Origin of the sequence: Blattabacterium cuenoti (genome assembly GCF_014251255.1) — a bacterium.
Taxonomy (GTDB): Bacteria; Bacteroidota; Bacteroidia; order Flavobacteriales; family Blattabacteriaceae; genus Blattabacterium; species Blattabacterium cuenoti_W.
The window spans coordinates 458,536-483,929 of record NZ_CP059182.1 but is presented as its reverse complement, the minus strand read 5'-3'; the positions used below and the strand labels follow the sequence as shown (position 1 = coordinate 483,929).

The 25,394-nt window shown below is 27.4% G+C and carries 17 protein-coding genes and 6 tRNA genes; 19 read left to right on the top strand and 4 right to left on the bottom strand.

Translation table 11 applies throughout. The features are described 5' to 3' along the window. Nucleotides 1–49: 49 nt before the first annotated feature. Nucleotides 50–2,614, bottom strand: coding sequence for a DNA mismatch repair protein MutS (mutS, locus tag H0H77_RS02335; protein ID WP_185851463.1), 2,565 nt, complete (start codon nt 2,612–2,614; stop codon nt 50–52). A gap of 95 nt (nt 2,615–2,709) precedes the next feature. Between mutS and ileS the strand changes: the two genes are divergently transcribed. The 17 genes from ileS (at nt 2,710) to rpoC (ending at nt 20,191) form a co-directional block, all read left to right on the top strand. Next, nucleotides 2,710–6,159, top strand: coding sequence for an isoleucine--tRNA ligase (ileS, locus tag H0H77_RS02330; RefSeq protein ID WP_185851462.1), 3,450 nt, complete (start codon nt 2,710–2,712; stop codon nt 6,157–6,159). An 11-nt stretch (nt 6,160–6,170) separates the two neighbouring features. Beyond that, nucleotides 6,171–6,578: a TraR/DksA family transcriptional regulator gene (locus tag H0H77_RS02325; protein WP_185851461.1), complete on the top strand. Its 408-nt coding sequence runs from the start codon at nt 6,171–6,173 to the stop codon at nt 6,576–6,578. A 3-nt stretch (nt 6,579–6,581) separates the two neighbouring features. Further along, complete coding sequence (locus H0H77_RS02320; protein ID WP_185851460.1) at nt 6,582–7,232, top strand: lipoprotein signal peptidase; 651 nt, start codon at nt 6,582–6,584, stop codon at nt 7,230–7,232. Nucleotides 7,233–7,332: 100 nt separating this feature from the next. Then, nucleotides 7,333–7,406 (top strand) — tRNA-Thr (locus H0H77_RS02315). 3 nt (nt 7,407–7,409) lie between these two features. Further along, nucleotides 7,410–7,493, top strand: a tRNA-Tyr gene (locus H0H77_RS02310). Nucleotides 7,494–7,550: 57 nt separating this feature from the next. Then, nucleotides 7,551–7,625: transfer RNA gene (locus H0H77_RS02305), tRNA-Gly, on the top strand. A 40-nt stretch (nt 7,626–7,665) separates the two neighbouring features. Further along, a tRNA-Thr gene (locus tag H0H77_RS02300) sits at nt 7,666–7,737 on the top strand. A gap of 39 nt (nt 7,738–7,776) precedes the next feature. Next, the gene (gene tuf / locus H0H77_RS02295; protein WP_185851459.1) at nt 7,777–8,964 is read left to right on the top strand and encodes an elongation factor Tu; all 1,188 of its coding nucleotides are present in this window, start codon (nt 7,777–7,779) and stop codon (nt 8,962–8,964) included. 34 nt (nt 8,965–8,998) lie between these two features. Continuing rightward, nucleotides 8,999–9,071: transfer RNA gene (locus tag H0H77_RS02290), tRNA-Trp, on the top strand. A 23-nt stretch (nt 9,072–9,094) separates the two neighbouring features. Further along, nucleotides 9,095–9,283, top strand: coding sequence for a preprotein translocase subunit SecE (locus H0H77_RS02285; RefSeq protein WP_185851458.1), 189 nt, complete (start codon nt 9,095–9,097; stop codon nt 9,281–9,283). Nucleotides 9,284–9,290: 7 nt separating this feature from the next. After that, nucleotides 9,291–9,842 carry a transcription termination/antitermination protein NusG gene (gene nusG / locus H0H77_RS02280; protein ID WP_185851457.1) on the top strand — a complete coding sequence of 184 codons (552 nt, stop codon included), beginning with the start codon at nt 9,291–9,293 and terminating at the stop codon, nt 9,840–9,842. 1 nt (nt 9,843) lies between these two features. Then, the gene (rplK, locus tag H0H77_RS02275; protein ID WP_185851456.1) at nt 9,844–10,278 is read left to right on the top strand and encodes a 50S ribosomal protein L11; all 435 of its coding nucleotides are present in this window, start codon (nt 9,844–9,846) and stop codon (nt 10,276–10,278) included. Nucleotides 10,279–10,297: 19 nt separating this feature from the next. Continuing rightward, the gene (gene rplA / locus H0H77_RS02270; RefSeq protein ID WP_185851455.1) at nt 10,298–10,999 is read left to right on the top strand and encodes a 50S ribosomal protein L1; all 702 of its coding nucleotides are present in this window, start codon (nt 10,298–10,300) and stop codon (nt 10,997–10,999) included. 9 nt (nt 11,000–11,008) lie between these two features. Next, complete coding sequence (rplJ, locus tag H0H77_RS02265) at nt 11,009–11,551, top strand: 50S ribosomal protein L10 (RefSeq protein WP_185851454.1); 543 nt, start codon at nt 11,009–11,011, stop codon at nt 11,549–11,551. An 11-nt stretch (nt 11,552–11,562) separates the two neighbouring features. After that, nucleotides 11,563–11,943 (top strand): 50S ribosomal protein L7/L12, encoded by a 381-nt coding sequence (gene rplL, locus H0H77_RS02260; protein ID WP_185851453.1) that lies wholly within the window; start codon nt 11,563–11,565, stop codon nt 11,941–11,943. A gap of 157 nt (nt 11,944–12,100) precedes the next feature. Next, nucleotides 12,101–15,928: a DNA-directed RNA polymerase subunit beta gene (rpoB, locus tag H0H77_RS02255; RefSeq protein ID WP_185851452.1), complete on the top strand. Its 3,828-nt coding sequence runs from the start codon at nt 12,101–12,103 to the stop codon at nt 15,926–15,928. A 15-nt stretch (nt 15,929–15,943) separates the two neighbouring features. Then, nucleotides 15,944–20,191 (top strand): DNA-directed RNA polymerase subunit beta', encoded by a 4,248-nt coding sequence (rpoC, locus tag H0H77_RS02250; protein ID WP_185851451.1) that lies wholly within the window; start codon nt 15,944–15,946, stop codon nt 20,189–20,191. Here the strand turns inward: rpoC and glnS are convergent. Continuing rightward, nucleotides 20,188–21,852 carry a glutamine--tRNA ligase gene (gene glnS / locus H0H77_RS02245; protein WP_238783819.1) on the bottom strand — a complete coding sequence of 555 codons (1,665 nt, stop codon included), beginning with the start codon at nt 21,850–21,852 and terminating at the stop codon, nt 20,188–20,190. The genes rpoC and glnS overlap by 4 nt on opposite strands. Before the next feature lie 142 nt (nt 21,853–21,994). Between glnS and H0H77_RS02240 the strand changes: the two genes are divergently transcribed. Both H0H77_RS02240 and H0H77_RS02235 read left to right on the top strand, forming a co-directional pair. Further along, complete coding sequence (locus H0H77_RS02240) at nt 21,995–23,242, top strand: bifunctional folylpolyglutamate synthase/dihydrofolate synthase (protein WP_185851450.1); 1,248 nt, start codon at nt 21,995–21,997, stop codon at nt 23,240–23,242. Between the two features lie 54 nt (nt 23,243–23,296). Next, nucleotides 23,297–23,372: transfer RNA gene (locus H0H77_RS02235), tRNA-Val, on the top strand. Nucleotides 23,373–23,379: 7 nt separating this feature from the next. On the opposite strand, the gene miaA is transcribed toward H0H77_RS02235, so the two are convergent. Then, nucleotides 23,380–24,303 carry a tRNA (adenosine(37)-N6)-dimethylallyltransferase MiaA gene (gene miaA, locus H0H77_RS02230; protein ID WP_185851449.1) on the bottom strand — a complete coding sequence of 308 codons (924 nt, stop codon included), beginning with the start codon at nt 24,301–24,303 and terminating at the stop codon, nt 23,380–23,382. Beyond that, nucleotides 24,293–25,384, bottom strand: a complete 1,092-nt coding sequence (gene aroC, locus H0H77_RS02225; protein WP_185851448.1) for a chorismate synthase — start codon at nt 25,382–25,384, stop codon at nt 24,293–24,295. Before aroC ends, miaA begins: the two co-directional genes overlap by 11 nt. Nucleotides 25,385–25,394 lie beyond the last annotated feature (10 nt).

Below are 25,394 nucleotides of genomic sequence, written 5' to 3'. Positions count from 1 at the left end.
ATGCTGTTCTTCGACAAAGGTAAAGACACTTTTATATATATCGCAAATTTTATAACTTATCCAATAAATTTTTAATTTCACTGATTTTTACAAGAGCGTCTACAGGAGTTAAATAATTAATATTTATTTTTTTTAAAAAATGAATTATTTTTTCTAATTTTTTTTTGTGTTGAGAATCATTATCATTTTTATATAAATTTTCTTTGTTTTTTAATACTTCTTTTGCTCTATGAATAATTTTTATAGGCATTCCTGATATTTTAGCAACATGAATTCCAAAACTATGTTCACTTCCTCCATCAATTAGTTTACGCATAAAAATAATGTCTTCATCAATTTTTTTTACATAAAAATGAGAATTTTTAATTCTGTTAAAATTAGAACTCATTTTATTTAACTCGTGATAATGAGTTGCAAACAAGGTAATAGGTCTAAAAGAATTTTCATGCAAAAATTCAATAATAGCCCAAGCTATTGAAATTCCATCGTAAGTACTTGTCCCCCTTCCTATTTCGTCTAAAATAAGAAAACTTCTTTTAGAAAGATTATTTAATATATTTGCAGTTTCATTCATTTCTACCATAAAAGTAGATTCTCCTAAAGAAATGTTGTCTGAAGCTCCAACTCTACTGAATATTTTATCCACTAATCCCATTTTTACATAGGTTGCAGGAACAAAGCTTCCAATGTGTGTCATTAATATAATAATTGCAGTCTGACGTAAAAGAGCTGATTTTCCTGACATATTTGGGCCCGTTATTATCATAATTTGCTGATCTTTTTTATTTAGAATAATATCATTAGGAATATATGATGTTTTGGATTGAAATTGTCTTTCAATAACTGGATGTCTTCCTTCTTTTATGCACAATTTGAAAGAGTGATTTATTTCTGGTTTCACATAATTGTTTTCTAATGCAACGGTAGAAAAAGAACATAAAACATCTAATTTTGCAACAATTCTGGCGTTTTTTTGTAAAGGTTTTATAAATTTTAAAATTTGATTGATCAAATCATAAAATATTTCTTTTTCTAGAGATAAAATTTTCTGTTCAGCATTTAAAATTTGAAATTCATAATTTTTTAATTCCTCTGTAATGTATCTTTCTGAGTTAGAAAGTGTTTGTTTCCGTATCCAATACGATGGGATTTTATGTTTTTTAGAATTTCTTATTTCAAAAAAATATCCAATCACATTGTGATATCCAATTTTTAAATTTTGTATTCCTGTATTCAATTGTTCAATTGAACAAAGTTTTTCTAAATATTCTTTTTTAGAAGAATAAAGATGACGTATTTCATCCAATTCTTTAGAAACACCTTTCATAATGACATTTCCTTTTTCAATATTCTGAGGAGAATCGGAGTGTATTGTTTGAATAATATTTTTAGAAATATAGTTACAGTTTTGAAAAGAATTTACAACTTTTATAAGTTTTTGTAATTCTTTTTTTTCCTTATAAAAGGAAACTTTTTGTTCTATTTGAACAATAGATGCTAAGGATTTATGTAATGCTATTAGTTCACGAGGAGATATTTTTCCAATAGCTATTTTGGAAATCATTCGTTCTATATCATAAATTTCTTTCAATTTTTTTTTTATATATTTATGAATATAGGGATTAGAAAATAGTTCTTGTACTATATTATGACGTTTTTGAATATGTAGTATATTTTTTAATGGAAGAAGAATCCAATGTTTTAATAATCTACTCCCCATAGGAGTGATTGTTTTATCTATAATATCTATTAAAGAAACTCCTTTTTTATTTAAAGAACGAAATATTTCTAAATTTCTAAAGGTGAAATCATCAATCCACATATGTTCTTCTTTTTTTATTCTTCGTATAGTGGAAATATGTTTTATTTTATAATGTTGAGTATCATATAAATAACTTAATATGACTCCAGAAGCAATAATTCCTAATTTTAAATCATCTATTCCAAATCCTTTTAAAGAATTTGTTTGAAAATGAGTTATCAATTTTTCATATGCAAATGAATAGTTGAATATCCAATCCTCCATAAAAAATGTATAATATTTGTCTTTTAAAAATCTATTAAAAAATTTTTTTTCTTTTCTTTGAAAAAGAATTTCACTCGGATTAAAATGTTTTAGATATTGCAAAATATTTTTTTGATTATCTTCTGCTATAAAAAATTCTCCTGTAGAAATGTCTAAAAAACTAAATCCTAATTTTTTTTTATCCACGTAAATAGAGGCTAAAAAATTATTAGATTTGGTTTGTAAAATCTTCTCGTTTATAGTTATTCCTGGAGTCACTAATTCTATGACTCCTCTTTTTACAATGTTTTTTCCTTTTTTAGGTTCCTCTAGTTGATCACAAATAGCAACACGATGTCCTGACTGGATTAATTTTGGCAAATGATTATTTAAAGAATGATAGGGAAATCCTGCTAAGGGAATATTTGATCGTTTGGTTAAAACAATATTTAATATTTTGGAACATTTGATAGCATCTTTTCCGAAAGTTTCATAAAAATCTCCAACTTGAAATAATAGAATAGTGTCTTCTGTATATTTAGCTTTTATATTATTATATTGTTTAATTAGTGGAGTTTCTTCAGAAAAAGAATTTTTGTTTTTATTCATAAAATATTAATTAATAGGATATTCTTTTACTTTGTTAAAGTTTAAATTATATTTTAATGACGATAAAATCCTTGTTTTTTTAATTATTATTTATCATGTCAAAAATATTTAGAGAATATAAAAAACTAGATCTCAAAAAAATTACTATAGAAATCAATCAATATTGGAAAACACATAACATTTTTAAAAAAAGTTTTCAATATCGAAAGAATTCTAAAAAATGCTATGTCTTATATGAAGGACCTCCTTCTTTAAATGGGAATCCTGGAATACACCATGTAGTCGCTAGAACTATCAAAGATATTTTTTGTAGATATCACACTATGAAAGGAAAAAAAGTGATAAGAAAAGCAGGTTGGGATGCACATGGACTTCCTGTAGAACTTAATGTAGAAAAAAAAATAGGGATTACTAAAAAAGATATAGGAAAAAAAATAAGTATAGAAGAGTACAATAATGTTTGTAAATGTTTTGTGAAAAAATCTTTGAAAAAGTGGATCCAATTTACGAAACAAATAGGATATTGGGTCGACATGGAAAATTCATTTATAACATACAATACAAAATATATAGAAAGTGTATGGTGGTTAATCAAAAAATTATATCAAAAAAAAATTCTGTATAAAGGTTATACAATTCAACCATATTCTCCTGCAGCTGGAACAGGATTAAGTTATCATGAATTGAATTTTCCAGGTTCCTATAAAAAAGTAAAACAGATAGCACCTATTTTAAAATTTAAAACTAGGAAAAAGACTTTACCAGAAAAAATTCAAAAAATTCCAGGAGATATATATTTAATATCTTGGACGACGACTCCTTGGACTCTTCCATCTAATACAGCATTAGCTGTTGGATATAATATAGATTATGTTTTAGTTATAACTTATAATCCATATTATTATATCTTTTCTAAAGAAAATATCATTTTTTCTGAGAAATTAATTAATAAAATATTATCAATAGACAGATTTTATTCTGTTTCTAATATTTTTGAATTAGATACAGTTTTTGAAAAAAACAATAATAGTTTCTGTAAAAGAAAAAGAATTCCTTACTTTATAGCGAGTAGATTTAAAGGAAAAGAACTCTTTAAAAGTAGATATGAACAATTGTTACCTTGGTTTCAACCTTATCAAAAAGAAGAAAATGCTTTTCAAGTGATAGAAGCGGATTTTGTGAATACAAATGAAGGAACCGGAATTGTTCATATTGCTCCTACATTTGGAATAGATGATTTCACAGTAGCTAAAAAATACGAGATTCCATCTATGTTAATTTTGAATCAAGAAAATATTCCTGTTCCTTTAGTTGATTTACAAGGAAAGTTTTTAAAAAATTCTCCCTATGGATTTGGGGAAAGATATGTTAAAGATGATTTTCAAAAAGAAAAAAATAATTCAAATAATTTACGATCATTCTCAGTAGATAGAGAAATAGTTTCTTTTCTTGAAAAGGAAAAGAAAGTTTTTAAAGTAGAAATGCATACTCATTTCTATCCACATTGTTGGAGAACAGAAAAACCTATTCTTTATTATCCTTTAGATTCATGGTTTATTAAAACGACGAAAGTAAAAGAAGAAATGATTTTTTTGAATAAAGGAATTAATTGGTATCCTAAATCAACAAAAAAACGTTTTGATTCTTGGTTGGAAAATATAAAAGATTGGAATTTATCACGTTCTAGATATTGGGGGACTCCTTTACCTATTTGGAGAACAAAAAATGGAGAGGAAGAAATTGTAATAGGATCAATTAAAGAATTATATCTTGAAATTCAAAAATCTGTTCGATGTGGATTTATGTCACACAATGTATTTGAAAACTTTATATTGGACGATCTGAGTGATGAAAATTACGAAAAAATAAATTTACACAAACATATTTTAGATGAGGTTGTATTAGTTTCTAGTAAAGGAACTCCAATGAAAAGAGAACCGGATTTAATAGATGTATGGTTTGATTCTGGATCTATGCCATATGCTCAATTTCATTATCCATTTGAAAATAAAGAATATATAGATAAAAATTTGTTTTTTCCTGCAGATATCATTGTCGAAGGAATTGATCAAACAAGAGGATGGTTTTTTACTTTACATACTATTGGGTGTATGTTTTTAAATTCTATAGTCTATAAGAATGTTATATCCACTGGTTTAGTTCTAGATGAAAAAGGTCATAAAATGTCCAAGAGTAAAGGGAATACTATAAATCCTTTTGATTTAATAGAGAATTATGGATCTGATGCCATTCGTTGGTATATTATATTTAATTCTGAACCTTGGGATAATTTAAAATTTAATGTAAAAGAAATTCGTACAATAATCAATAAATTTTTTGGAACGATTCATAATATTTATTCTTTTTTTGTTTTATATGCTAATATTGATGGATTTTCTTATAAAGAAGAAGATTGTTCTTTAGAAAATTATACAGAATTAGATTTTTGGATTCTTTCTGAATTGAATACCTTGATTAATATTGTAGATCAATCTTATGAAAATTATAATCCTACCAAAGCTGCTCGCTTTATTTCATCTTTTGTTTTAGATCAATTAAGTAATTGGTATATTAGATTATGTCGTAGAAGATTTTGGAAAGAAAAATATACTAAAAATAAAATATCTGCCTATCAAATACTTTACCAATGTTTGATCACAATAGCTAAATTAATTTCACCTATTGTTCCATTTTTTTCAGAAAAATTATACATAGATCTAAATTCTATTACAAATAGAGAAAATTTTGAAAGTGTTCATTTAACATTTTTTCCAAAGTATAATTCACATTTTGTAAATAAAGAACTAGAAAATCAAATGTTTTTAGTTCAAAAAATTACAACTATGGTTTTTTCTATTAGGAAAAAAAGTGGAATAAAAATTCGTCAACCTCTTCAAAAATTACTTGTTTTTCTTTCTGAAGAAAGAACTAATGAATTACAAAAAGTTTTAGAAATTCTTAAACAAGAAGTTAACGTCAAAGAAGTTGAATTTCCTACGTCTTATAAATCTTTGGAAGTTATTAAACATATTAAACCAAATTATAAAAATTTGGGGCCTAAATTTGGAAATAAAACTAAAATTATTTCTAATATCATTAAAAAATTTACTCAAAAAGATATTGAAAGAATAGAAGTTAATAAAAAATATATTTTTTTTATTGAAGAAAAAAAAATTGTGCTTTCATTACAAGATGTAATAATTACAACTGAATTTGTAAAAAATTGGTCTGTTCTTTTTGAGGGGCAATTGACAATTGCTTTGGATTTAAATATAACTAAGCCTCTTTGGGAGGAAGGTTTTGTAAGAGAATTAATTAGAAATATACAAAAATTAAGAAAAAAGTGTAACTATAATGTAATAGAAAAAATATTTGTATACATAAATGCTAATAAAGAAATACAATTGGTTATCCATAAAAATAAAGATTATATCTGTCAAGAAACTCTTGCTTTAGATATTTTTTTAGAAAAAAATATAGAAAAAAAAGGAACTAGAGTATTTTTTGAAAAGAATTCAATCTATCTACTGACTCAAAAATCCTAAAATATTATAAAATGGAAGAGAAAGTAAGAAAACGATATTATTCTATGAAAGAAAGAAAAGAGTTTCGTCAACTGATAATTGAAAAATTAGAAAAAGCTAAAAAAAATTTAGCTCTGTTAAAAGAGTCATTTTCTAATGATCAAAATAATAATGGAACAGATGATACTTATCCTACATTTAAAGCTTTTGAAGAAGGATCAGAAACGCTAAGTAAAGAACAAAATGCTCAGATTATGGAACATTTACAAAAATTTATACAAAGTTTAAATTCTGCTTTAATTAGAGTATCTAATAAAGATTATGGAATTTGTCGTGTAACAAAAAAATTGATTCCTAAAGAACGTCTTATAGCTGTTCCTCATACTACTTTGAGTATTGAAGGAAAAAGACAAGTAGAAGAAAGTAAAAAAAATTTTTGATTTTTGAAAAAAATTGTTTTAATTATTTGTTCTATTTTATTAATAGATCAATTTTTAAAAATTTATATAAAAACTCATCTTGAGTTGGGAGGTAGAGTTTCTATCTTTTCTTTCTTTTGGATTTTTTTAGTAGAAAATCCTGGAATGGCTTATGGCTTTTTTCTTGCTCCTGGGTATTATGGGAAAATATTTTTAAGTATTTCTCGTTTTTTATTAATATTTTTTATTTCCATTTTTCTTTATAAAAATATGAAAAAAAAATCTTCCAATTTTTTAATTTTTCCCACTAGTTTGATTCTTTCAGGAGCAATAGGAAATTTTTTGGATAGTGCTTTATATGGTTTGTTATTTGATACAGGAACAATCTGTCATAAAACATCTCATAAATGGATTCCTTATTCTGGAATATCTAAGATTAATAGTTCTTTTTTTTATGGAGGAAAAGGTTATGCTTCTTTTATGGAAGGATGTGTCGTTGATGTTTTTTATTTTCCTATAATAGATACTAATATCCCAAATTGGATTCCATTTTTTGGTGGATATAATTTTCAATTTTTTAAACCAGTTTTTAATTTTTCAGATTTTGTGATATTCTTTGGTTTTGTTTTATTGTTAATATTCAATAATAAAATTAGAAATATAAAAATTTTTTGAAATTTATTATTTTTTTGAGATTTATAAAAATCTCTATAGATTTGTATCAACCTGATTTCCATTGTTAGTGAATTAACAGTTCTTATACAGAAATTTGTTTGCCGGTGTAGCTCAGATGGTAAGAGCACGTGATTTGTAATCTCGGGGGCGTGGGTTCGAATCCCTCTACCGGCTTTTGGGGAGATACTCAAGTTTGGTTAACGAGGATAGACTGTAAATCTGTTGGCTTTGCCTTCGCAGGTTCGAATCCTGCTCTCCCCATCATATAATATAAATTTATAGGCCCATTGGGATCCTAATAACATCATCAAAAAAAAAGCGGAAGTAGCTCAGTTGGTTTAGAGCATCAGCCTTCCAAGTTGAATGTCGCGGGTTCGAATCCCGTCTTCCGCTCAATGAAGTTAATTAGTGTGTAGTGATCAAAAAATAAATGGCCAATGTAGCTCAGTGGAAGAGCACTTCCTTGGTAAGGAAGAGGTCACGGGTTCAATTCCCGCCATTGGCTTTTTTTTTATAATTTTAATTTTAGAAATTTTTATTCATCATGGCAAAAGAAAAATTTAAACGGGAAAAACCACATTTAAATATAGGAACAACAGGTCATGTAGATCATGGAAAAACAACTTTGACTGCTGCTATTACTAAAGTTTTATCAGAAATAGGATTAGCAGAAGAAAAAAGTTTTGATGCAATTGATAATGCTCCAGAAGAAAAAGCGAGAGGAATTACGATTAATACTTCTCATGTAGAATATGAAACAGTTAAAAGACATTATGCTCATGTGGATTGTCCTGGGCATGCAGATTATGTTAAAAATATGATAACTGGAGCTGCTCAAATGGATGGGGCTATTTTGGTAGTTGCTGCAACAGATGGACCTATGCCTCAAACAAGAGAACATATTTTGTTAGCACGTCAAGTAGGTGTTCCTAAAATTGTTGTTTTTATGAATAAAGTGGATCAAGTAGATGATCCAGAATTATTGGAATTAGTAGAAATGGAAATCCGGGAATTACTTTCTAAATATGAATATGATGGAGATAATATTCCTATTGTGAAAGGTTCTGCATTAGGCGCTTTGAATGGAGAAAAAAAATGGGTTGAAAAAATACAAGATCTTATGAAGGTTTTAGATGAATATATTCCAGAACCTATTCGTGAAATGGATAAACCATTTTTAATGCCTGTAGAAGATATCTTTACAATAACTGGGAGAGGAACTGTAGCAACAGGACGTATAGAGTGTGGAATTATTAATACAGGAGATTTGGTAGAAATTATAGGAATGGGAGAAAATAAATTATCATCTACAGTAACAGGAGTAGAAATGTTCCGAAAAATTTTAGACAGAGGACAAGCAGGAGATAACGTAGGATTATTATTACGTGGAATAGAAAAAAAAGATATTAGACGTGGAATGGTAATAGGAAAACCAGGATCTGTAAAATCTCATAAGAAATTTAAATCAGAAGTATATATTCTTACAAAAGAAGAAGGAGGGAGACATACTCCTTTTCATAATAAATATAGACCTCAGTTTTATTTAAGAACTACAGATGTCACCGGAGAGATTCATCTCTCAGGGGGGGTAGAAATGGTAATGCCAGGGGATAATGTTTCTATGGAAGTAGAATTACATCAACCTGTTGCATTAAGTGAAAATTTACGTTTTGCTATCCGTGAAGGAGGGAAAACTGTTGGAGCAGGACAAGTTGTTCAACTTATGGATTGATTAATAAATAAAGAAAGAAACAAAAAAAATTAAAACGGATGTAGCTCAGTCGGTAGAGCATCGGTCTCCAAAACCGAAGGTCGTAAGTTCGATTCTTACCGTCCGTGCAAAAAAAAAATCGTAGATTACTATGAAAGTAAAAAAATTTTTTTTGGAAATTTACGATGAATTTTTTTATTGTATGACATGGCCTAAATGGATCGATTTGCAAATGTCTACATTGATTGTGTCGTTTTTTTCTATGTTTTTATCCATATTTTTATATGGAGTGGATGTTTTTTTTATTTTTTTTATAAAAAAATTATTTTCAGTAAAATAAAATATTGATGAGTGATTTGGAAAGAAAATGGTATGTAATTAAAACCATTAGTGGTCAAGAAAATAAAGTAAAATCATATATTGAGAATGAAGTTAGAGATAATGGATTTCAAGAACATATAGGAAAAGTTTTAGTCCCAATAGAAAAAGTAATCCAAATGAGAAAAGGAAAAAAAATACATAGAGAAAAAGTTCACTATCCTGGATATGTTATGGTGGAAGCAAATCTTGAAGGAGAGGCTGTACATGCAATCAAAAATGTACCTGGAGTTATTACTTTTTTAAGTGAAGGAAAAGGAGGTTCTGCTATTCCTATGAGAACGGAAGAAGTAAACAAAATGTTGGGGAAAATAGATCAATTATCAGAAGAAAGTTATGAAAATATAACGATACCTTTCGTAGTAGGAGAAACTATAAAAGTGATAGATGGGCCTTTTAGTGGATTTAACGGAACAATTGAAAAAATTAATGAAGAAAAAAGAAAATTGGAATTAGCTGTTTTGATTTTTGGAAGAAGAACTCCACTTGAACTAAATTTTACGCAGATAGAAAAAATTTGAAATGAAAAAGAAAATAATAAAAAGAATTAAAATACAGAAAATAAATGGAGGAAATGCTACCCCTTCTCCTCCTATAGGACCTATTTTAGGAAGTGCAGGAGTGAACATTATGGAATTTTGTAAGCAATATAATTCTCTAACTAAAAGTAGAAAAGGACAAATATGTCCAGTAATTATTACAGTATATGAAGATAAATCTTTTTCTTTTTTCATTAAAAAACCTCCAGTTTCTATTCAAATACTTAATTTGATTCAATTAGAAAAAGGATCAAATGAACCCAATCGTTCTAAAATAGGAAGAATAAGTTTAGATCAAATAAAAACAATAGCAAAAAATAAAATGGAAGATTTGAATTGTTTTTCCATTGAATCTGCTGTCTCTATGATTTCTGGAACAGCCCGTTCAATGGGGATAGAAGTTTACGAAAAAAAATAAATAATTATTCATTATTTTTATGTCAAAAAAATTAACTAAGAATAGAAAAAAAATTTTAGAAAAAATAAATAATCATAAAAAATATTCTTTGGAAGAAGCATCTATTCTTGTTAAAAAAATTTCATTTGTTAATTTTGACGCTTCTATAGATATTTCTGTTCATCTAGGAATAGATACAAAATTACCAAATCAGATGATAAGAGGATTTGTAAAATTGCCACATGGAACAGGGAAGAATATTCGTATTTTAGCTTTAGTTCCTAAAGATAAAGAATTGGAAGTGAAAGAAGCTGGAGCGGATTATGTAGGATTAGGTTACATAGAAAAAATTAAATCTGGATGGACAAAAAATATTGATATTATAATTACTATTCCATCAGTAATGCCTCAATTAGGATCTTTAGGAAAAATACTTGGACCTAGAGGTTTAATGCCAAATCCTAAATTAGATACAGTGACTATGAATCCAGGGAAATCTATTAAAGAAATCAAATCTGGAAAAATATCTTTTAAAGCAGACCGTTATGGAATTATTCATGTTTCTATTGGAAGAGTTTCTTTTTCTCATCAATATTTATTCAATAATGCAAAAGAATTTCTAAACAAGATTATTAGAAGTAAACCTTCCTCTTGTAAAAAAGGTTCTTATATAAAAAGCATTTATTTATCCACGACCATGAGTAGTAGTATTTTAGTGGATTCCAAAAGTTTTATTTTATGAAAAAATCAAATGAAGAAAAAAGAAAAAAAAAGAAAAGAATTATTAGAATTAGTTTCTATTATATCTGATTATAATACAATATATTTAATTGATATTTCTGATTTAAATTCTAATCAAATTTCTATTCTTAGAAAAAATTTTTATGAATTTAGTATTCGAATGAAAGTTGTAAAGAATACCTTATTGAAAAAGGCTTTGGAAAAGATTAAAAATAAAAAATTGGATTCTTTTTTTTCTATTTTAAATGGAAATACTTCTGTTTTATTTTCTAATTCAGGAAGTAGTATTCCATCTAAAATTATAAAAAATTTTCATGTTATAGAAAAAATAGAAAAGCCTTATTTAAAGGGAGCTTATGCTGAAGAATCTTTTTATTTTGGAAATAAAGATTTGGATTTATTAATTAACATAAAATCTAAAAAAGATTTTATTATTGATATTTTGAATATGCTTAAAAATCCAATTCGGGATGTTATTTTCTATTTGAAATTAGGAGAATCTAAAATTTTTAGAATTTTGAAAGAATTATCACAAAAAAAAAACAATAAATAAAAAAAAATAAGATGATAGAAAAGTTAGCAGAACAATTGGTCAATCTAACTGTGAAACAAGTTAATGAGTTAGTTCTTCTTTTGAAAAAAGAATATGGGATAGAACCGTCTAATATTGGTTTAGAAACATCATTAGATTCTGGGAAAGAAAAAAAAGAAAGTTTTTCTGATAAAGAAGAAAAAAATATTTTCAATTTAATTTTAAAATCTTCTGGTAATTCTAAGTTATCTGTGGTTAAATTAGTAAAAGAAATTACTGGAAAAGGACTTAAAGAATCGAAAGAATTAGTGGATCATCTTCCAAATGTTCTTAAAGAATCTCTTGACAAAAAAGAAGCAGAAAATTTAAAAAATAAATTTGAAGAAATTGGTGCTGAAGTAGAATTGAAATAATTATTTCAATGTTTTTTTATTATTTTTGTTTATTTTTTATTCATAGTTTGTTTTAATTCTAGTTTCTAGTTCTATATTATGAACTATAGAAAATAGAATAGAAGAGTGGAACTATGTTTTTTTTTATAAAAATTTTAATTACTAATTACTGTTGAATTTGGTGAATATAGAAAAATCTTTAGAAAGAATTACTTTTGCTTCAGTCAAAAAACGAGTAGAATATCCTGATTTTTTGGATATTCAGATAAAATCATTTAAAGAATTTTTTCAACTTGAAACGAAACCAGAAGATAGGAAAAATGAAGGATTATTCAAAGCTTTTTCAGAAAATTTTCCAATTTCTGATGCAAGAAATTCCTTTGTTTTAGAATTTAAAGGTTATTCTATTGATACTCCTAGATATTCTATAGAAGAATGTATTGAAAGAGGATTAACTTATAGTGTTCCTTTAAAAGCTAAATTAAAACTGTATTGTACAGACCCTGAACATGAAGATTTTGAAACAGTATATCAAGATGTGTATTTGGGAACATATCCATATATGACTCCTTCTGGATCTTTTATTTTCAATGGATCAGAACGTGTAATTGTTTCTCAATTACATCGTTCTCCTGGAGTGTTTTTTGGACAATCTCATCATGCAAATGGAACTAAATTATATTCTGCTAGAATTATTCCTTTTAAAGGATCTTGGATAGAATTTGCAACAGATATAAATAATGTAATGTATGCTTATATAGATAGAAAGAAAAAATTACCAATGACTACTTTACTTCGTGCTATTGGATATGAAAGAGATAAAGATATATTAGAAATATTTGATTTAGCAGAAGAAGTCAAAGTGTTAGGAGAAAATGAAAATGTCAATCAAATTTTAGATAGAACTCTGGCAGCTAGAATTTTGAATGTTTGGCATGAAGATTTTGTGGATGAAGATACAGGAGAAGTTGTTTCTATAGAAAGAAATGAAATTCTTATAGATAGAGATGTAACCCTAAAACAAGAACATATTGATTTAATTATTAAACATGAAATAAAAACAGTTTTATTACACAAAGAAGGAGGAAGAAAAAAAGATTATTCTATTATTTATAACACTTTGCAAAAAGATCCTACTAATTCTGAAAAAGAAGCTGTAGAATATATATACAAACAACTTAGAAATACAGAACCTCCAGATGAGGAAACAGCAAGAAGTGTTATAGATAGGCTTTTTTTTTCTGATACTAGATATAGTTTAGGTCCTGTAGGGAGATATCGTTTAAATAAACGTCTTGGATTAGAGATTGATCCAACTCATTTAGTTTTGACAAAAGAGGACATAATTGCTATTATTGAACATTTGAATGCTTTATTTAATTCTAAAAGAGAAGTAGATGATATAGATCATTTGTCAAATAGACGTGTAAGAACTGTAGGAGAACAACTTTATACACAGTTTAGTATCGGTTTGGCTAGAATGGCTAGGACAATTAGAGAAAGAATGAATGTTCGTGATAATGAAGTATTTATGCCTGTAGATCTGATTAATTCTAAAACTTTATCGTCCGTAATTAATACTTTTTTTGGAACGAACCAATTATCTCAATTTATGGATCAGACTAATCCATTATCTGAAATAACACATAAAAGGAGATTGTCTGCTTTGGGCCCTGGAGGTTTATCTAGAGAAAGAGCGGGATTTGAAGTAAGGGATGTGAATTATTCTCATTATGGAAGATTGTGTCCAATTGAAACTCCAGAAGGTCCAAATATTGGATTAATATCTTCTCTTTCTGTTTTTGCAAAAATTAATAAAATGGGTTTTTTAGAAACTCCTTATAGATTGGTTCACAACGGAAAAGTAAATTTTAAAGATGAAGTAAAATATCTAAGTGCAGAAGAAGAAGAAGGGAAAATTATAGCACAAGCCAATGCCATAGATAAAAATGGAATTTTTGTTTTTGATAGAATTATTTCTAGAGAAGATGGAGATTTTCCAATAGTAAAACCAAAACAAGTGGATTATGTAGATGTTGCTCCTAATCAAATTGCTTCTATATCTGCATCTTTAATTCCTTTTTTAGAACATGATGATGCAAATAGAGCTCTTATGGGTTCTAATATGATGCGTCAAGCAGTTCCATTATTAAAACCTGAATCTCCTATTGTAGGAACAGGTTTGGAAAAACAAGTAGCTAGAGATTCTAGAATTTTAATTAATGCAGAGAAAAACGGAATAGTAGAATATATTGATGCTAAAAAAATTATCATTCGTTATGATAGAACAGAGAAAGAATCTTTGGTTAGTTTTGATTCTGAAATTAAAGTATATGATTTAATTAAATTTAGAAAAACAAATCAAAACACATGTATTACTTTGAAACCTATTGTTAAAAAAGGAATGAAAGTTGTGAAAGGACAAATTTTATGTGAAGGATATGCAACAGAGAGTGGAGAGTTAGCTTTGGGAAGAAATTTAAGGGCGGCTTTTATTCCTTGTAATGGATATAATTTTGAAGATGCTGTTTTAATTTCAGAAAAGGTAGTTAGTGAAGATTGGTTTACTTCCATCCATATAGATGAATATTCTTTAGACGTTCGTGATACAAAATTAGGAATGGAAGAATTAACAAATGATATTCCTAATGTGAGTGAAGAAGCAACTAAAGATTTGGATGAAAATGGAATTATTCGTGTCGGAGCAGAAGTGAAACCTGGAGATATTCTTATTGGGAAGATTACTCCTAAAGGGGAATCTGATCCTACTCCAGAAGAAAAATTATTAAGAGCTATATTTGGAGAAAAAGCAGGAAATGTCAAAGATGCCTCTTTGAGAGCTGAACCTTCTTTATTTGGTATTGTTATAGATACAAAATTATTTACTAGGAGTATAAAAGATAAAGTATCTAGAATTAAGGATAAAATACAGATAGAACGGATAGAAAAAGAATATGATAAAAAGTTTTCTGATTTAAGGAATCTTTTGTTAAAAAAATTGCATACTCTTTTGTATGAGAAAATTTCTCAAGAAATTTTTGATGAAAAAAAACAAAAAATCCTAATAAAAAAAGGAACAAAATTTACTCTTCAATTTCTTCATAAGATATCTGATTATATAATGAATATATCTTCTTATGGTTGGACGGATGATGTGGAAATAAACAATCTTGTATCTGAAATTATACATAATTATAAAATAGCATTCAATGATTTGACTAGTACTTTAAAACATAAGAAGTTTTCTATTACAATTGGAGATGAATTACCTTCTGGAATTATTAAAATGGCTAAAGTATATATTGCAAAAAAAAGAAAATTAAAAGTAGGAGATAAAATGGCTGGAAGACATGGAAATAAAGGTGTAGTAGCGCGAATTTTACGTGAAGAAGATATGCCCTTTTTAGAGGATGGAAATCCTGTAGATATAGTATTGAATCCATTAGGTGTTCCATCTAGAATGAATATTGGACAAATATATGAGACAGTATTAGGTTGGGCAGGATATCAACTTAATATGAAATTCTCTACTCCTATATTTGATGGAGCTACCATAGATCAAATTTCTGAATATACAAATAAAGCTGGTCTTCCTTGTTTTGGAACAACTTATTTATTTGATGGAGGGACAGGAGAAAGATTTGATCAACCTGCAACAGTAGGAGTGATATATATGTTAAAACTTGGTCATATGGTAGATGATAAAATGCATGCTCGCTCTATAGGTCCTTATTCTCTTATCACACAACAACCTTTAGGTGGGAAAGCTCAATTTGGAGGACAACGTTTTGGAGAAATGGAAGTTTGGGCTCTAGAAGCTTTTGGAGCTTCTAATGTTTTACGTGAAATTTTAACTGTTAAATCAGATGACGTGGTAGGAAGAGCAAAAACTTATGAGGCAATAGTAAAAGGAGAGCCAATGCCAGAACCGAATAACCCAGAATCTTTTAATGTTTTATGTTACGAATTAAAAGGATTAGGATTAGATATTGATTTGGAAGAATGATTTTTTTTATTAAAAATGAGTAGAAAAAAGAATAATAAAAATAAATTTAGTAAGATAACTATTCGTTTAGCATCTCCAGAATCTATTTTAAAAGAATCTCATGGAGAAGTTTTAAAACCAGAAACGATAAATTATAGAACTCATAAACCAGAGAGAGATGGTTTATTTTGTGAACGTATTTTTGGTCCAGTAAAAGATTATGAATGTGCTTGTGGAAAATACAAGAGAATTCGTTACAAAGGAATTGTATGTGATAGATGTGGAGTAGAAGTTACTGAAAAGAAAGTAAGACGTGAACGGATGGGGCATATTAGTCTTGTTGTTCCTGTTGTCCATATTTGGTGTTTTCGTTCTTCTCCTAATAAAATAGGATATTTATTAGGATTATCCTCTAAAAAACTTGAAATGATTATTTATTATGAACGATACGTCGTTATACAAGGAGGGGGAGCATCTCGTTCAGATGGATCTTCTTTTCAAAAAGGAGATTTTCTTACGGAAGAAGAATATTTATATGTTTTAAATAAACTTCCAAAGGAAAATCAATATTTAGAAGATACTGATCCAAATAAGTTTATTGCAAAAATGGGCGCTAAGTGCATAGAAGATCTTTTAAATCGTATTGATTTAGATCTTTTATCTATAGAATTAAGAAATCAAGCTCATAATGAAACTTCTAAACAGAGAAGAACTGAAGCTTTAAAACGTTTACAAGTTGTGGAATCTTTTAGAGAAGGAAAAAAAAATGGAGGAAATGTTTCTTATATGGTAATTCATGTTTTGTCTGTGATCCCTCCTGAATTACGTCCTTTGGTTCCTTTAGATGGAGGTCGTTATGCTGCTTCTGATATGACTGATTTATATCGTCGTGTTCTCATAAGAAATAATCGTTTAAAACGACTTATAGAAATTAAAGCTCCCGAAGTTATTCTTAGAAATGAAAAAAGAATGTTGCAAGAAGCAGTTGATTCTTTATTTGATAATTCAAGAAAAGTTTCTGCAGTAAAATCTGAGGCAAATCGTCCTTTAAAATCTTTATCTGATTCTTTAAAAGGAAAACAAGGACGTTTTAGACAAAATTTACTTGGAAAAAGAGTTGATTATTCTGCACGATCAGTTATTGTAGTGGGGCCCCATTTAAAATTACATGAATGTGGTCTTCCTAAAGATATGGCTGCGGAACTTTACAAACCTTTTATCATACGAAAATTGATTGAAAGAGGAGTTGTTAAAACAGTAAAATCTTCAAAGAAAATTATAGATAGAAGAGATCCCATGATATGGGATATTTTGGAAAATGTATTGAAAGGGCATCCGATATTATTGAATAGAGCTCCTACTTTACATAGATTAGGAATTCAAGCTTTTCAACCTAAATTAATAGAAGGAAAAGCAATTCAATTGCATCCTTTAGTTTGTGCTGCTTTTAATGCGGATTTTGATGGAGACCAAATGGCTGTTCATTTACCTTTATCTTACGGAGCAATTTTAGAAGCACAACTTCTTATGTTGGCATCTCAAAATATTTTGAATCCTGCTAATGGATCTCCTATTACTGTTCCTTCTCAAGATATGGTATTAGGATTATATTATATGACTAAACCTTTATTGTCAAGTTCAAATAAAAAAGTAAAAGGAGAAGGTCTTACTTTTTATTCTCCAGAAGAAGTAGAAATAGCTTATAATCAAAAAAAAGTAGCATTACATGCTTTAATTCGTGTAAAAGTAGATCTTCGTGAAGAGGATAAATTTTTAAAAAAATTAATAGAAACAACTGTAGGTAGAGTTTTATTTAATCAAGTTGTTCCTAAAAAAGTAGGATATATTAATGAATCACTGACTAAAAAATCTTTAAGAGAAATTATAGGAAAAATTTTACATCTTACAGATGTTCCGACAACTTCTAAATTTTTAGATGATATTAAAGAATTAGGTTTTTATAATGCATTTAAAGGAGGTTTATCATTTGGATTAGGAGATATTATTATTCCAAATGATAAGAAAGACATGGTCTTTCATGCTATTAAACAAGTTGATAATGTCAAAATAAATTATAACATGGGATTGATAACAAATAATGAACGTTATAATCAAGTGATTGACATATGGACAAATACAAATGCCATGTTAACAGAAAAAGTGATGAAACATATGCGTGAAGATAAACAAGGGTTTAACCCTGTATATATGATGTTAGATTCTGGAGCAAGAGGATCTAAGGAACAAATTCGTCAACTTTCTGGAATGCGTGGACTAATGGCAAAGCCTCAAAAAGCAGGATCTTCTGGTGGAGAAATTATTGAAAATCCTATTTTATCTAATTTTAGAGAAGGACTTTCTATTTTAGAATATTTTATATCAACTCATGGAGCTCGTAAAGGATTAGCAGATACTGCATTGAAAACGGCAGATGCAGGATATCTTACAAGGCGTTTAGTTGATGCAGCTCAAGATGTCATTATAACAATAGAGAATTGTAATACTCTTAGAGGATTAGAAATCTCTTCATTAAAAAAAAATGAGGAGATAGTAGAAACTTTATTTGACAGAATTTTGGGGCGTATCTCTTTGAATGATATTTTTCATCCAAAAGACAAAAAATTAATAGTTTCATCTGGAGACATGATTGATGAAAAAATAGCAGGATTGATTGAAAAATCTGGAATAGACTTCGTGGAAGTTCGTTCTCCTCTTACTTGTGAAGCAAAAATGGGGATTTGTTCTAAGTGTTATGGTCGTAATTTATCTACAGGAAGAATTGTTCAAAAAGGTGAAGCTGTGGGTGTTATTGCTGCACAGTCTATTGGAGAGCCTGGAACTCAATTAACTTTACGTACTTTTCATGTTGGAGGAACTGCAGGAAATATTGCAGAATCTTCACAAATAAGAGCAAAGTATGATGGAATTATAGAATTTGAAGATTTGAAAACTGTACAAAAGAAAAGTGATTCTGGTGATAAAATTTATATTGTTGTTTCTCGATCTACAGAGATGAAACTTTTTAATACAAATAGATCATCTGTTTTAATGACCAATAATGTTCCTTATGGAGCAACTTTATATGTAAAACATGGAGATAAATTAAAAGAAGGAGATAAAATATGCCAATGGGATTTGTATAATGCCGTGATTGTTGCGGAGTTTTCTGGAACAATTTCTTATCAACATTTAGAACAAGGAATTACTTTTCAAATTGAAATAGATGAGCAAACTGGATTTCAAGAAAAAGTAATTACAGAAGTAAGAAATAAAAATTTAATTCCAACATTAAAAATTATTAACGAAAATAATGAGGATGAGGAATTAAAAGTGTATAATCTTCCGGTAGGAGCACATTTAATGGTTGAAGATAAAGAAAGTATAGAAGCTGGAAAAATTTTAGTTAAAGTTCCTAGAAAATCAGCTAAATCAGGAGATATAACAGGAGGATTACCTCGTTTATCTGAATTATTTGAAGCTAGAAATCCTTCTAATCCTGCTGTGGTTTCTGAAATGGATGGAATAGTGAGTCATGGTAAAATAAAAAGAGGAAATAGAGAAATTGTAGTTGAATCTAAAACTGGAGATATTAGAAAATATCTTGTGAAGCTTTCTAATCAGATTTTAGTTCAAGAGAATGATTATGTAAAAGCAGGAATGCCTTTATCAGATGGAGCTGTAACACCTAATGATATTTTAAATATCAGAGGGGCTAGAGCTGTTCAAGAATATTTAGTAAAAGAAATACAAGAAGTATATCGTTTGCAAGGGGTTAAAATTAATGATAAACATTTTGAGGTGATTGTTCTGCAAATGATGCGTAAAGTAGAAGTTATTGATGTGGGAGATACTAAATTTTTAGAAGGAAATATTGAATATAAAGATGATTTTATCGAGGAAAATGATAGAATTTCTCAGATGAGAGTTATTGAATGTTTAGGAGATTCTGAAATTTTTCAATCTGGAGATTTAATTAGTTATAGAGATTTTAGAAATGAAAATGCAGTTTTAAAGTATAAAAATAAAAAATTAATAAAAACTAGAAATGCTATACCAGCTACTGCTAGACCTATATTACAGGGAATAACAAGAGCTGCCTTACAGACAAAATCTTTTATATCTGCAGCTTCCTTTCAAGAAACTACAAAAGTATTAAGTGAAGCGGCTATCAGTAGTAAAACAGATTATTTATATGGATTGAAAGAAAATGTTATAGTGGGGCATAAAATACCGGCAGGGACTGGATTAAAAGAATATGAAAATATTTCTTCAGAAATTTTCTAATCATTATTATTTGAATTTTGTATTTTTTTCCATTTATCTTTAATAGAAACTGTTTTATTAAAAATAAGTTTTTCTTTATTAGTAGCGTCTATGTCTGCATAAAAATATCCTATTCTTTGGAATTGAAAATGATCTCCTTTTTTTGCTTGATTTAAAGTGGGTTCTGCATAGGCAACAATTTTTTCTACTGTTTCTTTTTTATTAATATGTTTTTTTAAATTTTCTATATTTGGATTTCTATCCAAAAAAATAGGATGATATAGATGTATTTTTATAGGAATAGAATGGTTTATAGAAACCCAGTGTAAAGTACTTTTGACTCTTTTTTTTTCTTCTACTTTTTCTTTTTTTCCAGATTTACTTTTAGGATCATAAGAGCAATGGATTTCTATTATTTTTCCTTGAGAATCTTTTACAAGATAATTTGCTTTAATAATGTAGGCATTTTTAAGTCTTACTTCATTTCCAATTGATAAACGAAAAAATTTTTTTCTTTTTTTTTCTAAAAAATCATATTTCTCAATATATAGAAATTTAGAAAAAGGAATTTTTCTAAATCCAAATTTTTTATTTTCTGGATTATTTTCTGCATGAACCCATTCAGTGAGATTTGAATAGTTATCTATAACTAATCGAACTGGATGAAGGACAACCATCACCCTAGGAGCTATTTTGTTTAAATGTTCTCTGATTTTAAATTCTAAAAGAGATGTATTAATGATATTATTTCTTTTTGAAATTCCTACTTCTTGAATAAAATTTTTAATAGCTGTTGGAGTATATCCTCTACGACGTAATCCGGATATAGTTAAAATTCTAGGATCATCCCAAGATTGAATCATTTTTTTTTCAATTAAAAATTGAATTTCCCTTTTACTAGTTATAGTCTGACTTAAATTTAATCTTGAAAATTCTATTTGTTTAGGACGTATTTTGTTTTTTTCACAAATCTGATCTAAATACCAGTTGTATAGTGGTCTTCTATTTTCAAATTCTAATGAACATAAAGAATGAGATATTTGTTCAATATAATCACACTGTCCATGAGTCCAATCATAAGTTGGATAAATACACCATTGAGTTCCAGTTCTATGATGTTTTTTTTTTAAAATTCTATACATGATTGGATCTCTTAAATTCATATTTGGAGATCTCATATCTATTTTAGCTCTTAGAACACATGATCCTTCTTCAAAAAATCCATTTTTCATTTTTTCAAAAAGATATAAATTATCACTTATGGATCTATTTCTATGATTACTATTAATTCCATATTCAAGTGGAGTTTTTTTTTGAAATTGAATCGTTTCTTTAGAATGATGATCTACATAAGCTTTATTCTTTTTGATAAGTTTTACCGCCCATTCATAAAGTTTATGAAAATAATCTGAAGCATAACTTTCATAATCCCATTTAAATCCTAAAAATAGAATATCTTTTTTAATAGAGTCTATGAATTTTTTTTCTTCCCCTATGGGATTTGTATCGTCAAATCTTAAATAAACAGGAGCTTTGTATTTTTCTCCTAATTGAAAGTTGAGATATATAGCTTTTGCATGTCCAATATGAAGATATCCATTTGGTTCTGGAGGAAATCTAAATTTAATTTTATTTATAGGAAATCCTTTTTTTAGGATATCTTCTTTTATTATTTTATCAATAAAGTGTAAATGTGTTTTTATATGAACTAATTTATTTATTTACTAGTTTGTAAATTTAATTAATTTTTTTTAATCTATTTTTTGGATCATGTTATCATGTTTTATTAATAAAAAAATTACTCAACTAAATAAAAAATAAATTGTGAATTATTCTGAAACAGTACAATGGATTTTTAATCGTCTTCCAATCTACCAAAATGTTGGATTAAAATCATATAAACCTGGATTAAAAAGAATTCAAGTTTTTTGTTCTCATTTGGGAAATCCTCAAAACTCTTTCAAAAGTATTCATGTAGGAGGGACAAATGGAAAAGGATCGACAGTTCATATGTTATCTTCTATCTTGCAAGAAGAAAAATATAATATTGGATTATTTATATCTCCTCATTTAATAGATTTTAGAGAAAGAATTACCTACAATGGATTTTTAATAGAAAAAGATTTTATTATAGATTTCATAAAGGAAAATAGAAAATTTATAGAAAAAGAACAAATGTCATTTTTTGAAATGAATACAGGATTGGCATTTCAATATTTTAAAGAAAAAAAAGTTTCAATAGCTATTATTGAAGTAGGAATGGGGGGACGTTTAGATTCCACTAATATTATATGTCCAGAAATATCTGTTATTACAAATATTAGTATAGATCACACAAAATCTCTTGGAGAGAATAAATTGAAAATTGCTTTAGAAAAAGCAGGAATCATAAAAAAAAATGTGTCAGTTATAATTGGAAGTAAAATATCAAAAAATATACGATTCCTTTTTTTTAAGGAAGCTTTAAAAAAAAATGCTCCTATATATTTTTCTAAAAATATGAAAGATTATTTTCAATATAAAACTCCTTTTGAAGCTGATTATCAAATCATGAATAAAATTATTGTATTAAAAACTATAAATATTTTACATAAAAGAAAAAATATAACAGTTTCAGATAGCTCAATAAAAAAAGGATTAAAGAATGTGATTAAAAATACAAATTTTAAAGGACGTTGGCATATTTTGCAACATCATCCAAAAATTGTTTGTGATATAGCTCATAATGAAGAAGGGATTTATATGATAAAAAATCAATTAAAAAAAGAGTCATATGATGATTTACATTTAGTATTAGGTTTTTTGAAAGAAAAAAAAGTGAAAAAGTTATTAAAATACTTTCCCATTGAAGCTTTCTATTATTTTTGTCAACCGAATATAGAAAGAAAGTTTTCTATTTATGATTTAAAAAATTTAGTTAAAAGTATTTTTAAAAATCATAGAAAAATTTTTTTCTTTTTTTCTGTAAAAGAAGCTTTTTTATCAGCTAAAAACAAAGCTAAAAAAACAGATTTTATCTTAGTCAGTGGAAGTTCTTTTACCGTATCTGAAGTATTATTATTTACATTGTAAATTTTTATTTACATTTGAGTTGTTTCTTTTCATGTTTTCATGATCATGAGAAACGGGCAATTAGCTCAGTTTGGTTTAGAGCATCTGTTTTACAAGCAGGGGGTCACTGGTTCAAATCCAGTATTGCCCACTCACTACTACTTTTTATTTAATATTTTTTTTTCAATAAAATTGAATATTTTTTTTTTTTCTTTCGGATCGAACCACATAACAGATGTGTCTTTTTTATACCATGTTAATTGTCTTTTTGCGTATTTTCTAGTATTTTTTTTTATCATTTCTATTGTTTCAGAAATAGAATTTTTTTTTTCGATAAAATCGAAAATTTCTTTATAACCTATGGTTTGTAAACCATTCAAATATTTGTAAGGATAATATTTTTTAGCTTCATCTATCAATCCATTTTTTATCATTTGATCTACTCTATTATTGATTCGAAAGTAAATTTCATTTCTTGGTAAAATTAATCCTATTTTCAAAATAGTAAAATCTTTGTTTAGAAGACATGATTTCTTTTTTTTGAAAAAAAAATAAGGAGGATGTCCTGTGGATTTAACGATTTCTAAGTATCTAATCAAACGTTTAGGATTATTAATATCTATCGGATAAGGTTTTTTTTCAAATTTTAGAAATTCTTTTTGTAAAAAAATGATTCCTTTTTTTGAAAAATTCAAAATTAAATCTTTTCTGATGTTAAGATCAATATTTGGAATATCAGATAATCCTTCTGTTATCGATTTTTCATATAATCCAGATCCTCCAACCATGATTAAAATGGAATTTTTACTGAATAATTCTTTAATTTTTTTAAAAGATTCTTTTTGAAAAGATTTTACGTTATAATTTTTATGAATTGTTAAATGTCCTATAAAATGATGTGGAACAGAATTTAATTCTTCTGAAGTGGGCATAGAAGATCCTATTTTTAATTCTTTGTAAAATTGTCTAGAATCATAAGATAAAATTTCCGTTTTAAATTTTTTTGCTAAAAAAATAGAAATAGATGTTTTTCCAACACTTGTTGGACCTACAATAAAAATGAGAAATTTTTTATTTTTCAATAATTGAAGAATATTTAGATAATTTTTTATACATCCAATAATCTGCTAAAACCAAAGCGGTCATAGATTCTACAATAGGAATAGCACGAGGAAGAACGCAAGGATCATGTCTGCCTTTTCCTTCCATAAAAACAAAATTACCATATTTATCTATAGTTTTTTGTTTTCTCATTATGGTCGCCACAGGTTTAAATGCTATTTTAAAATAAATATCCATTCCATTTGATATTCCTCCTTGAATTCCTCCAGATAAATTAGTTTTAGTTATTCCATTAGGAGTATCAAATAAATCATTATGTTGTGATCCCGTTAGTTTTGTTCCACGGAATCCACTTCCATATTCAAATCCTTTTACTGCATTGATGGAAAGCATAGCTCTTGCTAACTCCGCATGTAATTTCTGAAAAACAGGTTCTCCAAATCCGACTGGAACATTTTTTATCACACAAGTGATAGTCCCTCCTATCGTATCTCCTTTTTTCTTTATTTCATGAATCATGGATATCATTTTTTTTGAAATATCAGGATCAGGACATCTTATAGGTGAGTGTTCTATCATTTTTTTAGATAAATTTAGATCTTTATAAGATTTATTCACGGATATATTTCCTACAGATGAAACATAAGATATAATTTTAATGTCTTTTATTAATTGTTTAGCGATAGCTCCAGCAACAACTCTGCATATTGTTTCACGAGCTGATGAACGTCCACCTCCTCTATAATCTCTAATTCCATATTTTTTTTCATATGTAAAATCTGAATGAGAAGGTCTATATATATTTTTAATATGATTATAATCTTTGGATTTATAATCTTTATTATACACAATAAAACCAATAGGAGTTCCTGTTGTAATGTCCTCCATAATTCCAGAAAGAAAATTCACTTGATCAGGTTCATTTCTTTGAGTAACAATTGATGATTGCCCTGGTCTTCTACGATTTAATTCGTATTGAATTTTTTCAAAATTCAATTTTATTCCTGCTGGACATCCGTCTATGATTCCTCCCAAAGCGTTTCCATGACTTTCTCCAAAAGTAGTTAATCTAAATAGATTTCCAAAAATATTTCCAGCCATAATATACAAA

Bases quoted from the DNA above. Each gene is read 5' to 3' on its own strand.
- rplJ (WP_185851454.1), top strand. From the start codon at position 11,009: ATGAAGAAAAAAGAAAAAAAAAGAAAAGAATTATTAGAATTAGTTTCT.
- rplL (WP_185851453.1), top strand. From the start codon at position 11,563: ATGATAGAAAAGTTAGCAGAACAATTGGTCAATCTAACTGTGAAACAA.
- ileS (WP_185851462.1), top strand. From the start codon at position 2,710: ATGTCAAAAATATTTAGAGAATATAAAAAACTAGATCTCAAAAAAATT.
- rpoC (WP_185851451.1), top strand. From the start codon at position 15,944: ATGAGTAGAAAAAAGAATAATAAAAATAAATTTAGTAAGATAACTATT.
- H0H77_RS02325 (WP_185851461.1), top strand. From the start codon at position 6,171: ATGGAAGAGAAAGTAAGAAAACGATATTATTCTATGAAAGAAAGAAAA.
- nusG (WP_185851457.1), top strand. From the start codon at position 9,291: ATGAGTGATTTGGAAAGAAAATGGTATGTAATTAAAACCATTAGTGGT.
- H0H77_RS02285 (WP_185851458.1), top strand. From the start codon at position 9,095: ATGAAAGTAAAAAAATTTTTTTTGGAAATTTACGATGAATTTTTTTAT.
- mutS (WP_185851463.1), bottom strand. From the start codon at position 2,614: ATGAATAAAAACAAAAATTCTTTTTCTGAAGAAACTCCACTAATTAAA.
- rplA (WP_185851455.1), top strand. From the start codon at position 10,298: ATGTCAAAAAAATTAACTAAGAATAGAAAAAAAATTTTAGAAAAAATA.
- tuf (WP_185851459.1), top strand. From the start codon at position 7,777: ATGGCAAAAGAAAAATTTAAACGGGAAAAACCACATTTAAATATAGGA.
- aroC (WP_185851448.1), bottom strand. From the start codon at position 25,384: ATGGCTGGAAATATTTTTGGAAATCTATTTAGATTAACTACTTTTGGA.
- rplK (WP_185851456.1), top strand. From the start codon at position 9,844: ATGAAAAAGAAAATAATAAAAAGAATTAAAATACAGAAAATAAATGGA.